We start from the raw sequence: 19401 nt of genomic DNA, 5'->3' as shown, positions 1-19401 counted from the left end.
CGCCCTTAGTGTAGGCAATGGTATCGATACATTTTCCGCGACATCCCTTATGATGTGGAACCGTGGCAAAAGGTGCATCTATCTCAGGTTTCCCAGAGTGGCTCCCCTCTGAACGCGTAGTGGAGCAGCGTGTCATCGACACGCTTCGTGAAGTATTCGAACTCAACGGGTTCATCGGCATCGAGACCCGCGCGATCGAACAGGGGTCGAGCCTGCTCAAGAAGGGCGAGACGAGCAAGGAGATCTACCTGCTCTCGCGTCTGCAGGAGGTCGGCCATGAGTCCGACACCCCCGTCGAGCAGCGTCTCGGTCTGCATTTCGACCTCACCGTGCCGCTGAGCCGCTACGTCGTCGAGCATTCGGGCCAGCTGCCGTTCCCGTTCAAGCGTTGGCAGATCCAGAAGGTGTGGCGTGGCGAACGTCCACAGGAGGGCCGTTTCCGCGAGTTCGTGCAGGCCGACATCGACGTCGTCGGTGAAGGCACGCTGCCCGAGCATTATGAGGTCGAGCTGCCGCTCGTCATGGTCGGCGCGCTCGAACGGCTGCGTGAGTTCGGTCTGCCGAAGGCCACCGTCCACGCCAACAACCGCAAGCTCTCCGAAGGCTTCTACCGCGGCCTCGGCCTTGAAGACATCGAAGGCGTGCTGCGCGAGATCGACAAGCTCGACAAGATCGGCGCCGACGAGGTCGCCTCGCTGCTCGTGTCCGAATGCGGCGCGACGCCCGACCAGGCGAAGGCATGCCTCGAACTCGCGCAGATCACCGCGTCCGACGGCGGCGCGCTCATCGACCGTTTCAACGGCCTGTGCGAGATCCACCACATCGATATGGACGGCGACGACTACGCGATGGCGAAGGAAGGCCTCGACACGCTGACGATGATCGTCGACGAGGCCGCGCGCATCCGTCCCGGCTCCGTCATCGCCGACCTCAAGATCGCCCGCGGACTCGACTACTACACCGGCTCCGTCTACGAGACCTTCCTCGACGGCGCCGACTCGCTCGGCTCGATCTGCTCGGGCGGCCGCTACGACAACCTCGCGACGCAGGGCAGCCGCAAATACCCGGGCGTCGGCCTGTCGATCGGCTTGTCGAGGCTCGTCTCCTATATGCTGCACTCGGCGGGCGCGACCGCGTCGCGCATCTCGCCGGCGTGCGTCCTCGTCGCCGTGTGGAACGAGGAGAACCGTGCCGACTCGAACGAGGTCGCGCGTCAGCTGCGTGCGCGCGGCATCGCGGCGGACGTCGCACCGAGCGCGGCCAAGCTCGGCAAGCAGATCAAATACGCCGACAAACTCGGCATCCCGTACGTGTGGTTCCCCAACGAGGACCCGACGGACGATGGCCCGGACCAGGTGAAGAACATCGTCAGCGGCGAGCAGATCGACGCCGATGCGCAGTCATGGGAGCCGGATACTGTGTATGCCCGGCAAACGGTGACGACGAACGCCTGAGTCGCCACTGTCCGCGGCGCTGCGCGTCGAGCGGACACGGTCTCGTCGACGCGGCGCGCGTCGGCGCAAACGAACGAACCACAACAACCGAAAAACGAACAGAATAGAGGAAGTATGAGCCAGACGGCTTATCGCACCCATCACGCCACCGAGGTTACCGAGGATCTCGTCGGCGAACGCGTCACGCTCGCCGGTTGGGTCGACCGTCGCCGCGACCACGGCGGCGTCGCCTTCATCGACCTTCGTGACAACAGCGGACTCGTGCAGGTCGTCATCAACGACGAGGAGCTGGCGCGGCCGCTGCGCAGCGAATACGTCATCGAGGTCGAAGGCACCGTGCGCCTGCGTCCGGAAGGCAACGAGAACGATCATCTCGCGACCGGCAAGGTCGAGGTCGTCGCCGACAAAATCGACGTGCTCGCCAAGTCGGACGCGCTGCCGTTCCAGGTGTCCACGGCGCTCGAAAACGAATCCGAGAACAAGCTGCCGGGCGAGGACGTGCGCCTCAAGTACCGCTATCTCGATCTGCGTCGTCCGGCGATGCAGCGCAACGTCAAGCTGCGTTCGGACATGATGCGCGCCGCGCGCACCGAACTCGACAAGCTCGGCTTCACCGAGGTTGAGACGCCCACGATGATCAAGTCGACGCCGGAGGGAGCGCGCGACTTCGTTGTGCCGGCGCGTCTCGTGCCGGGTTCGTGGTACGCGCTGCCGCAGTCGCCGCAGCTGCTCAAGCAGCTGCTCATGGTCGCGGGCGTCGAACGCTACTATCAGTTCGCGCGCTGCTACCGCGACGAGGACTTCCGCGCCGACCGCCAGCCCGAGTTCACGCAGCTCGACATGGAGATGGCCTTCGTCGACCAGGAGGACGTCATGGCGATGGCCGAGCAGGTCATCGCGGCGATCTGGAAGGCCGACGGCTACGACATCAAGCTGCCGATCGACCGCATCACGTGGCAGGACGCGATGGACAAGTACGGTTCGGACAAGCCGGATCTGCGCTTCGGCAACGAACTCGTCGAGCTCACCGACTACTTCAAGGACACGCCGTTCCGCGTGTTTCAGGCGCCGTACGTGGGCGCCGTGCTCTTCAAGGGCGGCGCCGCGACGCCTCGCCGTCAGTTCGACGCGTGGCAGGATTGGGCGAAGCAGCGTGGTGCGAAGGGTCTCGCGTACGTCGTCTTCGCCGAGGACGGCGAACTCAAGGGACCGGTCGCGAAGAACCTGTCCGAGGCTGAGCGCGCAGGTCTCAAGGAGGCCGTCGGAGCCGAGGACGGCGACGCGGTGTTCTTCGCCGCGGGCGCTCGCGAATCCTCGCAGCTGCTGCTCGGCGCCGTGCGTGTCGAACTCGCCGAGCGCGCCGGACTGCTCAAGCCCGACGAGTTCGCGTTCACGTGGGTTGTCGACTTCCCGCTGTTCAAGCGTACCGACGATCCGGATGACGACGACGTGGCCGTCGGCCACTCGAAGTGGACGTCGATGCACCATCCGTTCACGATGCCGTCGAAGGATTGGATCGACACCTTCGATCAGGATCCGGAGCATGCGATGAGCGACTCGTATGACATCGTGTGCAACGGCAACGAGATGGGCGGCGGCTCGGTGCGTATCCATCGCGACGACATCCAGGACCGCGTGCTCAACGTGCTCGGCATCACGCCTGAGGAGGCGAATGACAAGTTCGGCTTCCTGCTTGAGGCCTTCAAGTACGGCGCGCCGCCGCACGCGGGCATCGCGCTTGGCTGGGACCGCACCGTCGCGCTGCTCGCCGGCGCCGACTCGATCCGCGACGTCATCGCCTTCCCGAAGGCCGGCGGCGGCCGCGACCCGCTCACAGGCGCACCTGCGCCGATCAGCGACGAGCAGCGTGCGGAGACCGGCGTCGACTACGATCCGGAGGAGGACGACTGAGTCTCTCCGGCTGGTGTGGACGTTGATTCGGACGTCGATTTGGACGTGCTGATGGACGCATCCGGCTGATGCATATCGCTTCGTCGATGTAGGGGCGGGGCGGAACCCAAGAGTTCCGCCCCGCCCTTGTGCGTATGCTGCGCCGCGCGTCCTCTTCCAAGCAGTGTGCGTGCCCTCCCGTCCCACTCCTACCGGTAGCAGCGTTGTACCGACTACCGGTAGCAATGCTGATTGCTTACCGGTGTTGTTTCGACTACCGGTAGCAAGGGGACGCTTACCGGTAGCGGTACTGCCGGTAAGCAATCAACGCGTGCAGCCCGTAAGGAATCGCCGTGCAGCCCGTAAGGAATCTGAAAGCTACCGGTAGGAGGTTGGCTCTCGGCTTGAATGGGGGACGGGTGCGGCGGTGACGTCTACGATTGCCGGTAGTGCACGCCAATGGTCAGGAGGATGGCAGATGACGGACAAGACAAGCGAGGAAATCAACATCACACGTGATGGGCTCACGCTGCGCGGACTCGTCGAACGGCCGCAGGATGCGCCGCACGGGCCGGCCGTCATCTTCATGCACGGGTTCATGCGCGACATGGGCGCCAAGGAAGGCGACGTCTACCAGCAGATCGCCGACGGACTCGTCGAACAGGGCTTCACCGTCGTGCGTTTCGACTTCAACGGCCGCGGAAGCAGCGACGGCGACTTCGCCAATTCCGACGTGTTCAACCAGATCGAGGACGCGATCGCCGTGCTCGACTATGTGCGCATGTGCATCCAGCCGACCGAGATTTCGCTGATGGGACATTCGCAGGGCGGCGTCATCGCCGGCATGACGGCGGGTATGTACTCCGACGTCATCAACAATCTCGTTATGCTCGCGCCGGCCGCGACGATCAAGGACGACGCATTGCGCGGCACGCTGCTCGGTGTGCCCTTCGACGTGAACCACGTCCCCGATACGATCACGCTTGCCAACGGCAAGACGGTCGCCGGCAAATACGTGCGCATTGCGCAGACATTGCCGATCTATGAGACGACGGCGATGTTCAAGGGACCGACGCTCGCCATCCAGGGCGAGGACGACGCCGTCATCGGCGAGGGGGCCGCCAGAGAATACGGCGCGGCGATGCCCAACTGCGCGGTGAGCCTGTACGCGCACCTCGGCCATCCGTTTACCGGCGCCGACCGCGACTCCGCGATCGCCGAGGCCGTGCAGTTCCTCGCCTCGCACAAGCGCATCGTCTGAAACAACGACCGCCGAACACTTCCCGCACCCATACATCGCGCATAGCGCACGCGCATCGGGACGGGCGCGCCGATGAACGATACCCGTCCCTCATCGGCGCGCCCATCCGCACAGAGCGGGTAATGATACAACATTCCACGATCTGACTAAAAAAGATTCGGAATCGGCGAACGTTCCTTATTGCGTTTGCCATTTGAAACACGCAAACCTTAGACTGTGCGCCTATGACAGCAACTACAGCAACACAACAGGGCGCGCAGGGCGACGACCGCTACCTCGTCGAACTCGAGCACGTGGAGAAGCACTTCGGCAATCTGCACGTGCTGCGCGACATCAATCTCAAAGTCAAAAAGGGCGAAGTGCTCGTCATCGTCGGCCCCTCCGGCTCCGGAAAATCGACGATGTGCCGCACGATCAACCGTCTCGAGACGATCGATTCGGGCGTCATCCGCATCGACGGACAGCCGCTGCCGAAGGAAGGACGCGCGCTCGCGCAGCTGCGCGCCGAAGTCGGCATGGTCTTCCAGTCCTTCAACCTCTTCGCGAACAAGACGATTCTCGACAACGTGACGCTTGCGCCGATCAAGGTGCGCCACATGGACCGCACGCAGGCGGAACGCGAAGCGATGGACCTCCTTGCGCGCGTCGGCGTCGACTCCCAGGCGAACAAGATGCCGTCGCAGCTCTCCGGTGGCCAGCAGCAGCGCGTCGCGATCGCGCGTGCGCTCGCGATGCACCCGAAGGTCATGCTCTTCGATGAGCCGACGTCGGCGCTCGATCCGGAAATGGTCAACGAAGTGCTCGACGTCATGGTCGAACTCGCCCACGAAGGCATGACGATGCTGTGCGTCACCCATGAGATGGGCTTCGCGCGCAAGGCCGCCGACCGCATCATCTTCATGGCCGACGGGCAGATCCTCGAACGCGGCACGCCGGACGAGTTCTTCGAACATCCGCAGACGGAACGCGCGAAGGACTTCCTGTCGAAGATCCTCACCCACTGACGCCGCGCGTCGGTGTCCGCACACGACGCCGGCGACGCCGGCGGGAGGAGCGGGCGGCCCGGCGAAGGAAAGCAAGCAAAGAAGGAACAATGACCCAACGAACAACCATGCGCACACTGCTGCGCAAAGGGCTCGCCGCGCTGTGTGCGCTCGCGTGCGCCGCGGGGGTGGCGGCATGCGGATCGAGCAGCGCAGACGATGGCGACGTCATCAAGGTCGGCATCAAATTCGACCAGCCGGGACTCGGATTCAAGAAGTCGGGCACCTATGAGGGATTCGACGTGGACGTGGCCCGCTACATCGCGAACCAGCTGGGCTACACCGATTCGCAGATCGTGTTCAAGGAGGCGCCGAGCAAGCAGCGCGAGGCGATGCTGCAGAACGGCGACGTCGACATGATCCTCGCCACATATTCGATCACTGACGAACGCAAGAAGGCGGTCGATTTCGCTGGCCCGTACTTCGTGGCCGGACAGGATCTCATGGTCCGCGCGAACGACGACTCGATTAAGGGACCGCAGGACCTCAACGGCAAACGCCTGTGCTCGGTCACCGGATCGACGTCGGCGAAGGTCGTCAAGGAGAAATTCGCCAAGGAGGTGCAGCTCATGGAGCAGCCGGGCTACGCGGAATGCGCGACGGCGCTGCTCTCCGGCATCGTCGACGCCGTGACGACCGACGACATCATCCTCGCGGGCCTCGCCTCGGCGTCGCGCGGCAAGCTCAAGGTCGTCGGCAAGCCGTTCACCGAGGAATACTACGGCGTCGGCATCAAGAAGGACGCCGATTCCAAGGAGTTCGCGACGAAGATCAACGCGGCCATCGAGGACATGGAGAAGACCGGCGAATGGGAGCGCGCGATCGAAAGCGCGACCGAAGGCACCGGCTACAAACCGAACCCGAAGTACAATCCGCCGAAACCGGACGAGGGGGAGTGACATGGAGGGATTCATCTCGCTGTTCCAGCAGTACAACATACCGGCCGCGTTCCTCGTCAACCTCGAACTGACGTTCTGGTCGGCGCTGTTCTCGGCGATCCTCGGCATCGTCCTCGTGCTCATGCGCATCTCGCCGATCGCGTCCATGCGCCACGTCGCCGGCGGCTACGTCGAGTTCTTCAAGAACATGCCGCTGACGATCATCATGGTCTTCATGGTGCTCGGCGCGTTCGCGCAGCTCAAGCTGAGCTTCTCCGACAACTTCGAGACGAACTTCTTCTGGCTCGCCGTCGTCGGCCTGTCGCTGTACACGGCGGCGTTCGTCTGCGAATCGCTGCGCAGCGGTATCAACACGGTGCCGCTCGGCCAAGCGGAGGCGGCACGCGCGATGGGACTCAACTTCATGCAGTCGGCGACGCTCATCATCATGCCGCAGGCGCTGCGCGGCTCCGTCGCGCCGCTCGGCAACACGCTCATCGCGCTGCTCAAGAACTCGACGGTCGCGGCGGCGGCGTCGGTCGCCACCGAAACCTCGTCGCTGATGAGCGAGATGATTGAGTTCCGTCCGGACGTCATCATCCAGATCTTCCTGATCTTCGCGTTCGGTTACGTCATCCTGATCATCCCGATCGGTCTGCTGACGACGTTCCTGTCCAACAAGCTCGCGGTTCGGAGGTGAGTCATGGCCGCAAATGAAAGCGCACTGCTCTTCGACCAGCCCGGTCCGAGGATGCTCAAGAGGATCAAGATCATCAACTGGAGCGCCGCGATCGTGTTCATCGCGATTGCCGTCCTCATCATCATGCGGCTGCACAATCCGCCGGACGGCGAGAACCAGCTCAGCTGGGAGCTGTGGAAGCCGGCGCTCGACGGCGAGGCATGGGCCGACTTCTATCTGCCCGGCCTGTGGGCGACGCTGCGCGCGACGTTCCTCGCCGTGATCGGCGCCGTCGTCTTCGGTCTGCTGTTCGGCGTGGGACGACTGATCCCGAACGCGCTCGTGCGTGGTGTGTGCGGCGTCGTCATCGAATTCTGCCGTGCCGTGCCGGTGCTCATCATGATGATTTTCTTCTGGCGTTGGTTCGCGTTCATGGATCTGCCGAGCCCGGCGTATTGGGCGGTCGTCATCTCGCTCGTGCTGTACAACGGCTCGGTCGTCGCCGAGCTTGTGCGCTCTGGCGTCGGCAACCTTCCCAACGGGCAGCATGAGGCGGCCGTCGCGCTCGGCCTGACGCGCACGCAGTCGCTGCTGAGCGTTGAAGTGCCGCAGGCGATCTACGCGATGATGCCGGCGGCGGTCACGCAGCTCGTCGTCGTGCTCAAGGACACGGCGCTCGGCTCGATCATCATGTACACCGATCTGCTGCAGGAGTCGCGTCGACTGGGTTCGATGTACTTCAACATCCTGCAGACGCTCGTCGTGGCCGGCGTCATCTACTTCATCCTCTGTTGGCTGCTGTCGAGGCTCGCCGAATGGCTGCCTGTGCGCATGCAGCAGCGCACGATGGCGCCCACCGAGGCCGAGCCGGTCGCGCCGATCGCGATCCTCGACCCGTCGAACGTCAACCAGATCGCCGTCGCGCGCGAGGAGCGTCCGTTGGGCGGTTCGCAGCGTCTCTACCATGTGCATCACCGCGGCACGAACGCGTCGATTCACAATTGGAGGCGTACGCGCTACACGCAGGGCTACGACGAGACGCAGCCGCAAAGCCAGGTCGCCAAGGACGGCCATCAGCACCACCTCAAGGGTCTCGGCGGCCGCATGAAGCCGGGCTCCGGAAGGTCGTGACGCGGCTGCGTGCACCACGGTCGTAAGGCGGCCACGGTTGGAAAAGGAATCTGTTTCCCGCTCTGCCCGTGGCCGCCTTCGTCGTTATGGGCAGTCGTGTTGTTACGGGCAGCACGTCGTTACGGGCATTCGCTTTGGTAGCGGATGCAGGTGTCGATTGCGATGATGCGCTGCCGATAATGAAGCGTCGGCGTCGAACGTGACCGATGCTGCCCGTAAGGACGAATGGAGTGGTGCGCGTAAGGGTGGCACTGTCCGTAAGGGTGGCTGCCGGTAAGAATGGAGTGCTGCCAGTAAGGAAGAGGGGGGAAAGGGGACGGCGGTAGACTTGGGGTATGGCGAAAGACAAGCAGTCGAAGAACATCAAGAAGACGATGAAGCGGATCGCCTCGCATGCACAGGACGTCGAAGCCGCCGATACGATCACCGAACGTCTTGCGCGCGCGGCCAAATCCAGCGACATGCTCAGCTCGGTGTGGACGCTGCCTCCGGCGCAGCGGCTTCGGTTCTCGGCGAACACCGAACTCACCGCCATTGACGCCGGCTCGACCCCTGGATTCGACGGCGACCAGAACGACGGCGAACGGTTCATCGCGCTGAGCGCCACCGAAATCGCCCGCTATCAGCGGCTCATGTACGCCAACGGCATACGCGGCGACCATCATCGGCTGCTCATCGTGCTGCAAGGCATGGACGCCTCCGGCAAGGGCGGCATCGTCCGTCATGTGTTCAGTCAGGTCGACCCGATGGGCATCCACTACCATGGCTTCGGCGCACCCACGCCGCAGGAGCAGCGGCACGACTATCTGTGGCGCATCCGCAAGGAGCTGCCGGCGAACGGCTGGATCTCGATCTTCGACCGTTCGCAGTACGAGGACATCGTCATGCCGCACATCTACGGGACCGTGCCGCAGGAGGTGTGGCAGGAACGCTACGGCGAAATCAACGCCTTCGAACGCGACCTCGTCGCCAGCGGATGCGCGATCATCAAGATCTTCCTCGTCTCCAGTAAGGAGGCGCAGCGCAAGCATTTCCTCGACCGTCTTGATGATCCGCGCAAATACTGGAAGTTCGATCCGAGCGACCTCGACGCGCGCGACCGCTGGAACGAGTACATGGCCGCATGGCAGGACGTGTTCGAACGCACGAGCACCTCGTATGCGCCGTGGTATCTCGTGCCCGCCGACGAACGCTGGTATTCGCGCATCGTCGTTTCCGAACTGCTGCGCACGACGATGAAGAACTTCAACATGACGTGGCCGCCGCTCGACGTGGATCGCGACGAGGCGATCCGTCGACTCAACGCGGATTCGTGAGCCGAGTCCGCGCTCCGATCGCCGCTGCCGCTGTTGCAGCTGTTCCAGTCTTCGTAGCTGTTGCAGCAGCAGCCGTTGCAGTCGTCGCGCACACCGATCGTTGTACGCGGGCGCGCCTCACTCGGATTCGGTCATGTTCCTGACGCTGTAGTCTCGGAAGACGACTTCGCCCTGCTCCTGCGTGGCGTCCAGATCGACGACGCCGGTGATCGCCCAGTCGTGGTCGCCGTCGGAATCATCGAGGATCTGCCGCACTGTCCACGTGTGGCCGCGCTTCTCGTCGCGGTCGTCGATGATGAAGAACTCGCCGCTGCGCGCCTTCATGTCGGTGGCGACGTATTCGTGCTCATCGTAGAACGCGTCGAGCACGTCCTCCCATTCGTGCACGCCGTAATGCCAATCCTTGTCGAGCGCGCCGAGCGCCTCCGGATCGTCGAGGTCGATGAGCTGGACGCGGCGGAACAGCGCGTTGCGCACGAGCACGGTCAGGCCGCGGCGGTCCTCGACGACGGCGTCCGCCGTGGCCGGCGCGGCGAGCGTCGCCGCCTCGCCGGCGTCGAGACGCCCGGCGTTCTCCCATTCGTCCACGAGGCTCGAATCAATCGAACGGACGACGACGCGCAGCCAAGCGATGATGTCGTCGAGCCGCTCGTCGCGTTTCTCCGGGGGCACCGTGCGCGATAGCACGCGGTAGGCGTCGGACAGGTAGCGCAGCAGCGTGCCCTCGGACCGCGCGATGTTGTAGCGGGTGATGTATCCGGTGAAGTCGGAGGCCGTCTCGACCATGTCGCGCACGACCGACTTCGGGCGCAGCCAGTAGTCGTTCGCCCACGGCACATCATGGCGGTACGTGGCGAAGGCGGCGTCGAGCAGCTGTGCCAGAGGCTTCGGATAGGTGATCTCCTGGATGCGTTCCATGCGCTCGTCGTAGTCGACGCCGTCCGCCTTCATGTCCGCCATCGCGGCGTCGCGCGCTTGACGTTCCTGCGCGCGCAGCACCTGCTTGGGATCCTCGAGTGTCGCCTCGACCATCGAGATCACGTCGAGCGCGTAGGTCTCGCTGTCCGGGTCGAGCAGTTCGAGCGCGGCGAGCAAGAACGGGCTCAGTGGCTGGTCGAGCGCGAAATCGCGTGGCACGTCCACCGTCAGGTAGTAGTCCTTGCCACCGTCGGGGCGATCCTCGGTCTCGATGACGTCGGTGTCGAACAGCGTCGTGAAGATCTCGTCGGCGCGCGTGTGCAGCTGGTCCTTCTGCTCGGGTGTCTGCTGAGAGTCGTCGATGAGCGCATCGATGCGCCGGCGCGCGTCTCCACCCTGCTCGACCTCGTTGAGGACCATCGCATGGGTGATGCGCATCTGGGGGACAAGCGTCTCGGGGGCCGCGTCGATCAGCTTGTCGAAGGTCTGCTCGTTCCACGTCACGAACCCCTCAGGTGCCTTCTTGCGTTTGATCTTGCGCAGCTTCTTCGGATCGTCCCCGGCCTTCGCGACGGCTTTCGCGTTCTCGATCTCGTATTCGGGAGCTTCGGCGATGACGAGGCCCTCGGTGTCGAAGCCGCTGCGGCCGGCGCGGCCTGCGATCTGATGGAATTCGCGGGCGCGCAGACGGCGCATATGCGAGCCGTCGAACTTCGTGAGCTGGGTGAGCACGACGGAATGGATCGGCACGTTGATGCCGACACCGAGCGTGTCGGTGCCGCAGATCACCGGCAGCAGGCCCTTCTGCGCGAGCTGTTCGACGAGACGCCGGTAGCGCGGGAGCATGCCGGCGTGGTGGATGCCGACGCCGTTGGACAGCAGCCGCTTGAGGATCTTGCCGAACGCCGTCGTGAACTTCGTGCCGGCGATGGCCTCGGCAATCGCCTTGCGCTGCTCCTTGCTGGAGACGCCGGCGCTCGCGAGCGATTGCGCGGTGTCGAGGGCGGCGTCCTGCGAGAAGTGCACGACGTAGACCGGCGTCTCATGCTTGTCGATGGCCAGTTCGACGGTCTTCTCGAGCGGGTTGAGCGTGTACTCGTAGGAGAGGGGCACCGGGCGCGGCGCATCGGCGATGACGTCGACGTCGGCGTCGGTCATCATCTCGAGCTTGTCCGCAATCGCGGACACGTCGCCAAGCGTGGCGCTCATCAGCAGGAACTGCGTCTGCGGCAGTGTGAGCAACGGCACCTGCCACGCCCAGCCGCGTTCGGGATCGCCGTAGAAATGGAACTCGTCCATCGCGACGCAGCCGATGTCCGCGTGCACGCCCTCGCGCAGCGCCTGGTTCGCGAGGATCTCCGCCGTGCAGCAGATGATCGGCGCCTCGGCGTTGATGTGGGAGTCGCCGGTGATCATGCCGACGTTGTCGCGGCCGAACACCTCGACGAGGTCGAAGAACTTCTCGGAGACGAGTGCCTTGATCGGTGCCGTGTAGTAGGAGCGCCTGCCGGTGCACAGCGCGGCGAAGTGCATGCCGAGCGCCACGAGCGACTTGCCCGAGCCGGTGGGCGTGTTGAGGATCACGTGGTCGCCGGCGAGCAGGTCCATGATTGCCTCCTCCTGATGCGGCCATGGCTCGATGCCTTTGACGTCGTTGACCCACGTGAAGAAACGCTCGTAGATCTCGTCGTCGCTCAGGGGCTCCATATGCGAACCCCAGCTCGGCGCGAGCTCGCCGAGGGAACCGTACTTCGTTGCATCCGTCATATCGTCCAGTCTAATGCGAGGCGCGGCGCGGCCGCAGCGACGGCGTGTCGAACAAATGTTCGAAGCAAAAGACGTTAGACTGGAGGTCATGACGGAAGACCTGTTCTCGGCCGCCGATGCCGATGATGAACTCGTGCGGCCGCTCGCCGTGCGGATGCGTCCGACGACGCTCGACGACGTCGTCGGACAGCGACGCGTACTCGCGCAGGGCTCGCCGCTGCGCAGACTCGCCGACCCCGCGTCGCGCGGATCGTTGACGGCGCCGAGCTCCATCATCCTGTTCGGGCCGCCCGGCGTGGGCAAGACGACGCTCGCCTATATCGTCGCGCAGCAATCGGGACGTGTCTTCGAGGAACTGTCCGCCGTCACCTCCGGCGTCAAGGACGTGCGCGCCGTGCTCGCGCGCGCCCACGAACGGCTCGTGACGGAAGGCAAGGAGACGGCCCTGTTCATCGACGAGGTGCATCGCTTCTCCAAATCCCAGCAGGACGCACTGCTGCCGAGCGTCGAGAACCGCGACGTCACGTTCATCGCGGCCACGACCGAAAACCCGAGCTTCTCGGTGATCAAGCCGCTGCTGAGCCGCTCGGTCGTCGTCAAGCTCGAATCGCTCGAGGCGGACGAACTCAAACAGGTCGTCACGCGCGCCGTCGACGACCCGCGCGGACTCGACGGCAAGGTCACGCTCGACGACGCGGCGCTCGACGACATCATCCGCATGGCGGGCGGCGATGCAAGGAAATCGCTGACGATACTCGAGGCCGCCGCCGGCGCGCTCGACGAGCCGCAGCATGCCGCAGGCGGGTCACACAGGTCCAAGCCGGTCATCACGCCGCAGGTCGTCGCGCAGGTCATGGACGCCGCCACCGTGCGCTACGACAAGGACGGCGACGACCACTACGACGTCGTCTCCGCGTTCATCAAATCGATGCGAGGATCGGATCCGGACGCCACCCTGCACTATCTGGCGCGGATGATCCGCGCGGGGGAGGACCCGAGGTTCATCGCCCGGCGCATCATGATCGCCGCCGCCGAGGAGGTGGGCATGGCCGCGCCGCAGATCCTGCAGGTCACCGTCGCCGCCGCGCAGGCGGTGGCGATGATCGGCATGCCCGAGGCGAGGATCATCCTCTCGGAGGCCGCGCTTGCCGTGGCGACGGCGCCGAAGTCGAACGCGAGCTATCTGGCGATCGACGCGGCGCTCGCGGACGTCGATGCCGGCCGCATCGGGCAGGTGCCGCTGCATCTGCGCAACGCGCCGACGAAGCTGATGGAGAGCTGGGGCAATCACCGCGGCTACCAGTACGCGCACGACGCCCCCGGCGCCGTCGCCGCGCAGCAGTACATGCCTGACGAACTGGTGGGACGCGAGTACTATCATCCCAATGACAGAGGCTACGAGCACGAGCTCGGGCCGCGTCTCGAGGCCATCCGCTCGATCCTGCACAGGGCGGGCGCACCGGGCGCGTCGCCGATGCGCGATGGCACGGCCGATCATCGATAGTCGTCACGACTGCGACATCGCCGGCGATCGACAGACATTGTCGGCGATCAGCAACAGCAACACAGACAGAGGCGTTTCTGCGTTCCCCGTCGCGGGGTGCGCAGAAACGGGAAGGAGCATGCCCGTTTTGAGCGTGAAACAGACGAAACTCACCGACACCGCCGAGCGCGAAGGGAACCCGAACGTCGCCACCACCGCAGCGCAAGAGGCCGTCCGCACCACCCCGAACGCGGCCGACGAACGTATCCCGCGCCGCCTCATCGGCTCGATCGTGGCGGTGGGTTCGCTCGCGTTCATCGGCATCCTCACCGAAACGGTCATGACGGTGCTGTTCCCGCAGCTCATGGAGGAATTCGGCGTCGACATGGCGACCGTGCAGTGGATCACGACGATCTACCTGCTGTCGGTCGGCGTCACGATGCCGCTGTCCTCGTACCTCAACCGCCGTTTCACGATGCGTTCGACCTTCGTGGCCGCCGTCGTCCTCGCCGTCGTCGGCTCGGCGATCATGATCTTCACGTCTAATTTCGCCGTCATCCTGCTCGCGCGCGTCATCCAGGGCGTCGGATCGGGCGTCGCGACGCCGCTGATGATGAACATCATCCTGCAGCAGTCGCCACGCGCGAAGGTCGGCAGACTCATGGGCGTCGGCTCCCTCGTCATCACCGTCGCGCCGGCGATCGGCCCGACGGTCGGCGGCGCCGTGACGAGCGTGCTGCCGTGGCGCAGCATCTTCGTCTTCGTCATCCCCGTCGTGCTGCTCGTCTCGCTGCCGATCGGCCTGATCTGCATCCGCCAGCGCAGGCCGCTCGAGGAAGTCAAACTCAACCCGTTGCAGTTCCTCGCGATCGTCGTCGGACTGGCGTCGCTCATCCTCGCGATCAATCAGGCGGGCGTCGCCGTCAGCGACGCCGTGTCCGGCAGGCGCGTCGTCTCCACCATCATCGTCGCGTCGGTCGCGCTCGTCGTCGGCGTCGCGTCCCTCGTGTTCTTCGTGTGGTCGACGCGGCGCTCGTATTCGCCGCTCATCCGTCTGGGGTGGATGCGCGACCGCGTCGTCCTGTTCCATCTGGCCGCCTACCTGCTCATGCCCATGGTCGGCATCGGCTTCGGCTACGTCATCACGAACCTCGCGCAGCTCTCGCTCGGCACGACGGCGCTCGTCGCCGGCCTGCTCGTGCTGCCGGGCGCGCTCATCGGCGCGTTCTTCGCGCCGGTCGGCGGCATGTTCTACGACCGCTACGGCGCGACGCGGCCGATCCTGTGCGCGTTCGCCGCATGCATCGTGGCGCTCGCGCTCATGCTCGCATGCTCGATGCATATGACGCCAGCGCTGCTCGCCGGACTGTATTTCGTGTTCGGCGTGGGCTACGCGCTCGGCTATTCGAACATCCTAACCTCGGCGTTGCACGACGTCGCGCCCGAATTCTCCCCCGACGGCAACGCCGTGTTCAACACGTCGCTGCAGTTCGGCGGCGCCGCCGGCACGACGCTCTTCTCGACGGTGTTCGCGATTGCGCAGGCGGGGGAGGGTGTTCAGGGCACGCCGCGCTTCGCCCATGCGACTGCGGTCGGCGGCATGTGGACCTTCGCGCTCATGCTGCTTATCGTCGTGGCCTCGTGGTGCATGCTGTTCGCCGCCTTCCGCCGCCGCTCGCAGCGCATGCTCCGCCGCTGACCGTCGGCGTCTGCAGCTACACATATGCGAAGGCGCGCGGGCCCATCTGGACCCGCGCGCCTTCGCATATGGCGTCGACGACAAGCGGATGTCGCCTGCGCGCTTACTTCTTGCGCGGCACGTAGATGACCGTGTCGATGAGCTTGCGGTAGTGGTCGATGATCTGCTTGCGGCGCGTCTTGAGGCTCGCCGTGATCATGCCGTTGTCCTGCGTGAACTCGTCGGGCAGAATCTCGAACTTGCGGATCGATTCGGCGCGCGAGACGCCTTCATTCGCCTTGTTGACGATGCGTTCGACCTCGGCGTAGACGATCGGGTTCTTCGACAGCTCCTCGAGGGAGGCGGCCGGCGCGGCGCCCTGCGACGTGAGCCATGCGTTCGCGTCGTCGAGGTCGAGCGTGATAAGTGCGGCGATGAACGGCTTGCGGTCGCCGATGACGAGGCACTGCGCGACGACCGGCGACGTCATGACCGTCGTCTCGAGCTGGCCGGGGGAGACGTTCTTGCCGCCGGCGGTGATGATGAGGTCCTTCTTGCGTCCGGTGAGCGTGATGAAGCCGTCCTCGTCGACGTCGCCGAGATCGCCGGTGTGCAGCCATCCGTCGGTGATCTGCTGCGCGGTGACCTCCGGTTGGTTGTGGTAGCCCATGCACACGCTCGCGCCGCGGAAGCACAGCTCGCCGTCCTCGGCGATGCCGACCGTCGTTCCGCACAGCGGCTGGCCGATCGTGCCGATGTGGTTGTTCTCCGGCAGGCTCACGCTCACCGGTCCGCAGGTCTCGGTCATGCCGTAGCCCTCGAGCAGCGGCATGCCGATGCCGTTGTAGAAGTGCGCGAGGTCGGGATCCATCGGCGCGCCGCCGGTGATCGCGAAGTCGGCATTCGGGCCGAAGACGGTGCGGATCTTCCTGTAGACGACACGATCGTAGAACGCGTGCCTCATCCTGACCGACAGCGGCATCTTCTCGCCCGACTGCTCGTAGGACGACCAGTTCTGCGCCGCCTTGACGCCGCGCAGGAACATGCGTCCGGCGAAGCCGCTGCCGGCGCGCTGCGAGGCGGCGTTGTACACCTTCTCGAACACACGTGGCACGGCGAGCAGCAGCGTCGGGCCGAAGGATTCGAAGTCCTTGATGATCGTCTTCATGTTGCTGCTCAGGCCGAGCGTGAGCGTGCCGGCGAAGGCGACGATCGTCATGAATCGCGCGAAGACGTGCGACATCGGCAGGAACAGCAGCAGACGGCGGTCGGGGATGTCGATCGCGCGCGGCATGTACTGCAGCGCATGCATGCATTCGGCGGCCATGCCGCGGTGGCTGATCTCAATGCCCTTGGGCGTGCCGGTCGATCCGGAGGTGTAGATGATCGTCGCGAGCGTCTCGCCATGCGCAGCCTTACGCCGCTTCTCGAATTCGTCGTCGCCGACATGCGCGCCGAAGGCGATGATTGCGTCGACGGCGTCAGATTCGATGATGTAGGTCGCGCGCAGCGATGCGACGTCGGCGTTGATGGACTCGACCTTGTCGCGCTGGCCGTCGTCCTCGGCGAACGCGAGCACGACCGACGCGTCGTTGAAGACGGTGCGGATCTGCGCGGGGGAGTTCGTCTCGTAGACGGGGACTGTCACGCAGCCGATCGCCATGATCGCCAGGTCGAGCGCGACCCATTCCCAGCGGGTGTGCGCGATGATCGCGATTGATTCGCCCGGGCGCGCGCCCCATCCGATGAGTCCCTTCGCGATCTGGATGACCTTGTCGCGGAACTCGGCGGCCGAGAACGTCTGCCAAGCGCCGGCGTCGTCCTTATAGCACACCATCGAGCCGTCCGCGTCGCGCTCGGCGCGACGGGCGAGGAAATCGAACAGGTTGATGTCCGGATCGATCGGTTCGTGCAGCGGGGTCGTATATTCCTTGACGATCGTCGTCGCGTTCGTGACTTCGTCGTCGGCGCGTCCGACGCGCTTGATGTTGTCTTCGCTCATAGATATACGATTACTCGGTCGCTGATACAAAAACCATGCGCGATGCGCCCTGCCGTAGCCGTCGCACGACCGTGCTTCCTACGGTTACGTAAGCGTCTGCAGCACGCCTGCGGACGCCGTCGCGAGCGTGTCGCGATCAACGTGTGCAGTTCGCTATCAGAGAACAGAATGCTATACTAAACCCATCACAGATGGCAAAAGATGACTATTGAGCTCCCTGTTCTGCTGGAGGCTGATAATCATTTTCTCAAAAGGCGGGTCACAGGGATAATGCCCCTACGGTCGTCGGCCGGTGAAGGAGGTAGGCTTGGTCAGGAGACAGTGCGTATGTGGAGCGCCGCTGCACGGACTCGACACGCAAGGTCCGCAGATGTTCGGGTTCATCCCATCGTCGTCGCTCGCCCACTACAACTACGACTGCGAGTTCGACACCGGTGTCACGCTGCCCGGCGGCCGCGTCTTCGAACAGTGCATGCAATGCGGCGCGATGACGCTGTGCGAATACCCGACGCTCGACGGCTCGCTGCGCGGCGACGACCCGCTCATCACCTACGGACCCGGCACCGTCTACGAACAGTGCGACATCGCGTCGGTGCCCGTGACCTACCGGTCGTTCCGCGCGCTCATGTCCTCTGGCGTCACCGGCGGCGTCATGTACTCGCAGGCGTTCCGCACCAACCTCGCCGAGCTGTTCCACACCGACGAGCGGCACATGCCCAGCTGGAAGGTCGCCAAGGACGCGATGATGGACGTCGCCAACAACGCGCTCGACGAATGGTGGTACGCGTCGATCGGACGCAACTTCATCGTGCTGTACGAGGACTCCAAGGTGCTGCAGATCGTCAGTGCCTGGCACCGCATCCCCGGCACAGCGATCAAGAACTCCGACATCGTGCGCATCAACGAACTCAACGCCGACCCCCGGCGCCATGACGCGCACGACACAATCGAAATGGCCGCCGAACGCGAACTTGAGATCCCCGACGAACGCCGCGCCACGCTGCGCATCGGCAACCAGTCGCGTCTGCGTCTCATTGAATCGGGCATTATCATCGGCCGCGGCATGCGCGAACTCGCGTCATGGTCGAGCCCGGAGGCGCTCGCGGCGGGCGCACGGCTGTTCGATGAGGACGCCGTCGTCGACCTCGTCGACACGTCCTTCGGCATACGGCATGCCGTCGTGCGCGACGGAGGACACGAGGAACGGGTGGATCTGCTCATGCGGCACGACGTCGTCGCGAAGGTCGTCTGCACCTGCGATGTCGCGCGCTCGCGTCACGTGTGCGCGCACATCGTCGCGATGGTGCTCGAGATCGCGCGCCGCTACCGCTTCCGCATCACGCTGCCGAGCCCGACGGAGCTCAAGGGCAGTGCAATGACGCGCACGGCGGACGCGGCGGACATCGACCGCGCCAGGTTCGGCCACTACGCGGATGTGATCGACGTGATACGCGAGGACGAGCCCGACGGGCCACGTTACGACTGGCTCACCTCGTACATCGAACCCTTCGAGACTCCGTCGGAGCCGCTCTACCACGTCGAGTTCCTCACCGAGGGGCCGCTCGCGATGCACAACGTCGGATACTGCGTCTACAACGAGGTCGTCCTGAGCTTCATCGACATCGTCATCAACCAGGGTGACCACGACTACGTGCGCACACTGCGCCGGTACGGGCTCGACAAGGACGTGTCAATCCCGATCCTCAACGTCTCCACACTCGACGCCGAACTCATCGACGCGCTCGTCACGATGATCGTCTACCGCGAGCGCCGCAACGAGGGATACCTCGCCGAATGCCTCGAAAGCGGCGTCCTCATCCGTCTGCTCAGGCGTCTGCGGGACATCGACGGCGCCTGCGGACGTCTCGTGTGACGTCGACGGCGACAACAGCGTGCACGCG

At 64.7% G+C, this 19401-nt stretch carries 13 protein-coding genes; 11 read left to right on the top strand and 2 right to left on the bottom strand.

Annotated features, from left to right (window positions below; all coding sequences use genetic code 11):
• Positions 1–62 precede the first annotated feature (62 nt).
• The 8 genes from hisS to CGZ88_RS03160 all read left to right on the top strand — a co-directional run bounded on the left by hisS (position 63) and on the right by CGZ88_RS03160 (position 9652).
• On the top strand, positions 63–1454 hold the full coding sequence (gene hisS / locus CGZ88_RS03195; protein ID WP_026644419.1) for a histidine--tRNA ligase: 1392 nt from the start codon (positions 63–65) through the stop codon (positions 1452–1454).
• Positions 1455–1568: 114 nt separating this feature from the next.
• Entirely contained in the window at positions 1569–3365 is a 1797-nt protein-coding gene (gene aspS / locus CGZ88_RS03190; RefSeq protein ID WP_026644418.1) for an aspartate--tRNA ligase, read from the top strand.
• 457 nt (positions 3366–3822) lie between these two features.
• Positions 3823–4605 (top strand): alpha/beta hydrolase, encoded by a 783-nt coding sequence (locus tag CGZ88_RS03185; RefSeq protein WP_026644417.1) that lies wholly within the window; start codon positions 3823–3825, stop codon positions 4603–4605.
• Between the two features lie 224 nt (positions 4606–4829).
• On the top strand, positions 4830–5609 hold the full coding sequence (locus CGZ88_RS03180; protein ID WP_026644416.1) for an amino acid ABC transporter ATP-binding protein: 780 nt from the start codon (positions 4830–4832) through the stop codon (positions 5607–5609).
• A gap of 89 nt (positions 5610–5698) precedes the next feature.
• Positions 5699–6547, top strand: coding sequence for a glutamate ABC transporter substrate-binding protein (locus CGZ88_RS03175; RefSeq protein WP_026644415.1), 849 nt, complete (start codon positions 5699–5701; stop codon positions 6545–6547).
• 1 nt (position 6548) lies between these two features.
• The gene (locus CGZ88_RS03170) at positions 6549–7226 is read left to right on the top strand and encodes an amino acid ABC transporter permease (RefSeq protein ID WP_026644414.1); all 678 of its coding nucleotides are present in this window, start codon (positions 6549–6551) and stop codon (positions 7224–7226) included.
• A 3-nt stretch (positions 7227–7229) separates the two neighbouring features.
• Positions 7230–8336, top strand: coding sequence for an amino acid ABC transporter permease (locus CGZ88_RS03165; protein ID WP_026644413.1), 1107 nt, complete (start codon positions 7230–7232; stop codon positions 8334–8336).
• Between the two features lie 335 nt (positions 8337–8671).
• Positions 8672–9652, top strand: coding sequence for a PPK2 family polyphosphate kinase (locus CGZ88_RS03160; RefSeq protein ID WP_101671041.1), 981 nt, complete (start codon positions 8672–8674; stop codon positions 9650–9652).
• Positions 9653–9769: 117 nt separating this feature from the next.
• Here CGZ88_RS03160 and CGZ88_RS03155 read toward each other — a convergent pair whose 3' ends face one another.
• Positions 9770–12337 (bottom strand): DEAD/DEAH box helicase, encoded by a 2568-nt coding sequence (locus CGZ88_RS03155; protein ID WP_101671040.1) that lies wholly within the window; start codon positions 12335–12337, stop codon positions 9770–9772.
• A gap of 88 nt (positions 12338–12425) precedes the next feature.
• Between CGZ88_RS03155 and CGZ88_RS03150 the strand changes: the two genes are divergently transcribed.
• Positions 12426–13841, top strand: a complete 1416-nt coding sequence (locus CGZ88_RS03150; RefSeq protein WP_101671039.1) for a replication-associated recombination protein A — start codon at positions 12426–12428, stop codon at positions 13839–13841.
• Positions 13842–14085: 244 nt separating this feature from the next.
• Entirely contained in the window at positions 14086–15519 is a 1434-nt protein-coding gene (locus CGZ88_RS03145; RefSeq protein WP_026644410.1) for an MFS transporter, read from the top strand.
• A 103-nt stretch (positions 15520–15622) separates the two neighbouring features.
• Here CGZ88_RS03145 and CGZ88_RS03140 read toward each other — a convergent pair whose 3' ends face one another.
• The gene (locus tag CGZ88_RS03140) at positions 15623–17500 is read right to left on the bottom strand and encodes an AMP-dependent synthetase/ligase (RefSeq protein WP_101671038.1); all 1878 of its coding nucleotides are present in this window, start codon (positions 17498–17500) and stop codon (positions 15623–15625) included.
• A gap of 307 nt (positions 17501–17807) precedes the next feature.
• Here CGZ88_RS03140 and CGZ88_RS03135 point away from each other — a divergent pair, with 307 nt between their 5' ends.
• Positions 17808–19373 (top strand): DUF6508 domain-containing protein, encoded by a 1566-nt coding sequence (locus CGZ88_RS03135; RefSeq protein WP_026644408.1) that lies wholly within the window; start codon positions 17808–17810, stop codon positions 19371–19373.
• Positions 19374–19401 lie beyond the last annotated feature (28 nt).

The sequence above is a fragment of the Bifidobacterium anseris genome (assembly GCF_002860345.1).
Classification (GTDB): domain Bacteria; phylum Actinomycetota; class Actinomycetes; order Actinomycetales; family Bifidobacteriaceae; genus Bifidobacterium; species Bifidobacterium anseris.
Note: the sequence above shows the minus strand (reverse complement) of the source record. Positions and strands in the feature narration are given on the sequence as shown.

What these genes read in the sequence shown, in the direction of transcription:
- aspS (WP_026644418.1), top strand. Translation starts at nt 1,569, where the DNA reads ATGAGCCAGACGGCTTATCGCACCCATCACGCCACCGAGGTTACCGAG.
- CGZ88_RS03185 (WP_026644417.1), top strand. Translation starts at nt 3,823, where the DNA reads ATGACGGACAAGACAAGCGAGGAAATCAACATCACACGTGATGGGCTC.
- CGZ88_RS03180 (WP_026644416.1), top strand. Translation starts at nt 4,830, where the DNA reads ATGACAGCAACTACAGCAACACAACAGGGCGCGCAGGGCGACGACCGC.
- CGZ88_RS03175 (WP_026644415.1), top strand. Translation starts at nt 5,699, where the DNA reads ATGACCCAACGAACAACCATGCGCACACTGCTGCGCAAAGGGCTCGCC.
- CGZ88_RS03170 (WP_026644414.1), top strand. Translation starts at nt 6,549, where the DNA reads ATGGAGGGATTCATCTCGCTGTTCCAGCAGTACAACATACCGGCCGCG.
- CGZ88_RS03165 (WP_026644413.1), top strand. Translation starts at nt 7,230, where the DNA reads ATGGCCGCAAATGAAAGCGCACTGCTCTTCGACCAGCCCGGTCCGAGG.
- CGZ88_RS03160 (WP_101671041.1), top strand. Translation starts at nt 8,672, where the DNA reads ATGGCGAAAGACAAGCAGTCGAAGAACATCAAGAAGACGATGAAGCGG.
- CGZ88_RS03155 (WP_101671040.1), bottom strand. Translation starts at nt 12,337, where the DNA reads ATGACGGATGCAACGAAGTACGGTTCCCTCGGCGAGCTCGCGCCGAGC.
- CGZ88_RS03150 (WP_101671039.1), top strand. Translation starts at nt 12,426, where the DNA reads ATGACGGAAGACCTGTTCTCGGCCGCCGATGCCGATGATGAACTCGTG.
- CGZ88_RS03140 (WP_101671038.1), bottom strand. Translation starts at nt 17,500, where the DNA reads ATGAGCGAAGACAACATCAAGCGCGTCGGACGCGCCGACGACGAAGTC.